3 protein-coding genes are annotated in these 2,695 nt (G+C 66.8%); 2 read left to right on the top strand and 1 reads right to left on the bottom strand.

All coding sequences use genetic code 11. The features are described 5' to 3' along the window. Nucleotides 1–282 precede the first annotated feature (282 nt). Nucleotides 283–1,185 (top strand): LysR family transcriptional regulator, encoded by a 903-nt coding sequence (locus E2C06_RS36035; protein WP_241671627.1) that lies wholly within the window; start codon nt 283–285, stop codon nt 1,183–1,185. 170 nt (nt 1,186–1,355) lie between these two features. On the opposite strand, the gene E2C06_RS38285 is transcribed toward E2C06_RS36035, so the two are convergent. Next, nucleotides 1,356–1,493 carry a hypothetical protein gene (locus E2C06_RS38285; RefSeq protein ID WP_165982907.1) on the bottom strand — a complete coding sequence of 46 codons (138 nt, stop codon included), beginning with the start codon at nt 1,491–1,493 and terminating at the stop codon, nt 1,356–1,358. A gap of 74 nt (nt 1,494–1,567) precedes the next feature. On the opposite strand from E2C06_RS38285, the gene E2C06_RS36030 reads away from it, so the two are divergent. Beyond that, nucleotides 1,568–2,071: a YciE/YciF ferroxidase family protein gene (locus tag E2C06_RS36030; RefSeq protein WP_133293328.1), complete on the top strand. Its 504-nt coding sequence runs from the start codon at nt 1,568–1,570 to the stop codon at nt 2,069–2,071. Nucleotides 2,072–2,695 lie beyond the last annotated feature (624 nt).

Here is a 2,695-nt window from a genome sequence, read left to right as displayed (position 1 = left end):
GCATCGTCGCGGGCGATGCGGTCGAGCAGCGCGACGAGGTCGGCGCGCATGGCGTCGTCGATGGCGTTGCGCACCTTCGGCCGGTTGAGCAGCAGCGTGGCGATGCCGTCGTTGACCTCGAACTCGATTGCGGACGCTTGGGTGGTGTCGGGCCGCATGCACTCTTTCCTCCGGTTTGGCCCGGTACCGCGGGCCTTGGCTGCGCCGAGACCTACGCGTTGCTGGTCCAGCGCCGGTAGGCAGGAAAACTTGCCCCACCCCAACCTGATGTTATGCTGGGCCATGCGCGATACCCTGCCGTCGCTCGGTGCGCTCCGCGCCTTTGTGCTGGTCGCCGAGACCGGCAGCCTGACTGCGGCTGCGGCGCGGCTGAACATCACCCAGCCGGCGGTGAGCCGGCGGCTGCGGGAGCTGGAGGCGGAACTGGGCGTCGCCCTGGTCCGCCGCGGCGCCAATGCGCTGCGCCTGACCGAGGCGGGGGCGCGGTACGCCGCCGCGTTAGAGGAGGGCTTCGCGCGCATCCGCAGCGCTACCGAAGCGCTGGGCGAGCAGTCGGCTGCCCCACTCCGGGTCCGCGCCTACACGACCTGGGCGCTGCGCTGGCTGATCCCACGACTGTCCCGCTTCAGCGCCCACCACGCCGGGTTGCAGGTTGAGGTGGTGACCTCGACTGCGGCGGTGGATTTTGCGCGCGACCCTGTCGATGCGGCAATCCGGACGGCGCCAGGCGAAGCGCCGCCTGCGTCCAGGGCAACACGGCTACAAGCGGTCTTGGTCGCGCCCTTCGCGGCCCCGGCGGTGGTGGGCCGGCGCCGTAGCTTGGCCGGGCTGACCCTGCTCGGCAGCCGTGTCCGACCGGCGGACTGGGCAACCTGGTTTGCCGCCCAGGGCGAAGTTGCGCCGACGGCGGCACCTCTGGTCTTCGAGAGCACCTCGCTGGCAATCCAGGCCGCGGTGGAGGGGCTGGGCGCGGTGATCTGTTCGCCGACCTTCGTCGCGGCGGAACTCCGCCGCCGGCAGCTAGTGCAGTTGGCGGCGCAGGCCGTGCCGACCGGCGATCACTACTGGCTGCTGCTGCCGCCAGCCGCGCCCCGGCCGCAGGCGCAGGCATTCCGCTCCTGGCTGATGGAAGAGATCGCCGTGGAAAGCGCGCCTGCCGCCAGGCCAGGGCGTTCCAACGGCTGATAAGGCGGGGTTATGGAGCGGTGCCTTACTTATAGGAAAAGGCAACATCGCAATTTAGAGCGGCCGGGAGATCTCCGCTTATGATGCCGTAGGGCGGTGGAGGCCATGCCGGACGCTGCGAAACAGGCCGCTCGGCTTATGGCTATTCGGCTGCGCTATACGATCAACACCTATCTTGAGGACCAAGGCTTCGCGACCCGGGCGTCTTTCGGCGCCGCCACCGGTGCGCCATCGTCCGCGTCGAGCAGATGATGGCGCAGCTTGCTGTCGGCCACCTCGGCCACGCCTCCACCGAACCTCGCCAGCATGCAAGCGTTTCGTACGTAGGCGGCGATCGGAGCCCTGAACTGGTTCCGGCTGCCCCAACGGAGGAGACAAACCCATGGGCTTGCTGTCGAAGCCGATCAAAACGTTGGACGACCTATTCGTCCACACGCTGCAAGACATCTACTATGCCGAAAATCAGATTGCGAAGTCGCTGCCGAAGATGATCGCCAAAGCTACGGACCCTAAGCTGAAGCAGGGATTCGAGACGCATCTTGAGGAGACGAAAGGCCAGATTAAGCGGCTGGAGCAGGTGTTTCAGATGCATGGTCAGGAGGTGAAAGGTGTCACCTGCGCTGCGATGGACGGCATCCTCGATGAAGCAACAGAGACGATGTCCGACGTTGGAGACAAGGAAGTGCTCGACGCTGCCATGCTGTCGGCGGCGCAAGCCGTCGAGCACTATGAAATCACCCGCTACGGCACGCTGATCGCCTTCGCCCGGCAGCTCGGCCGTGACGACTGTGCAGGCGTGCTGCAGCAGACGCTCGACGAGGAGAAGGCGACCGACAAAAAACTCACAGCCATTGCCGAAAGCAAAGTTAACAAGAAGGCTGCCTGACGTCAGGCACGGCGGCGACGGTCGTTTGATCGTCAGCCGCCGTACTCGGGCGGCTCTGATCCGCTATGGCTAATTCTGTATCAGCCACGACCCGCCAAGCCCCATGAGCAGCCGGCCCATTGCCTCAGTTGCACGACCGGACGGCCATACAACGGTCTCGTCGAGGCCATGGCGCACGCCGCGCATGTAGCGGCCTGACAGGATCCCTCGCGCGATCCTTGAGGCTCCTGTCGTTGCCTGCAGCCAGGATGCTGGTTTCCTGCGCTCCCGCTGCCCCTGACCTACGGCCTCCCGGAGGGTCGGAACTGTAGCGGACGTTGAGACCGCGCTGAGGGGAGCGCTGCCCGGGCACGACATTCCGTGGCCGGGCCCTGCACTCATCGGCGACCCTCCTCCCAGCGCGCGAGCTCCGCGGCGAAGGCCCGCTCGGCCCGGCCGGCCTGACGCGCCCGTCGCTCGGCGAGCCGGTCGCCGTGCCGGAGCGCGGCGTGCAAGCCGGACGCCTCGGCGTAATCTGTCAACGGCGGAGGAATATTGGAGCGCCCGGCGGAGTAAAATTGGGGCAGCCGGTAGCCACCGCTTGAGCTTGGTGACCGCTACTGGGTTGCGGTTGGTTTCGGATGG

Origin of the sequence: Dankookia rubra (assembly GCF_004355005.1) — a bacterium.
Lineage (GTDB): Bacteria > Pseudomonadota > Alphaproteobacteria > Acetobacterales > Acetobacteraceae > Paracraurococcus > Paracraurococcus ruber_A.
The sequence above is the reverse complement of the archived record's forward strand: the minus strand, read 5'-3'. Positions and strand labels throughout refer to the sequence as shown.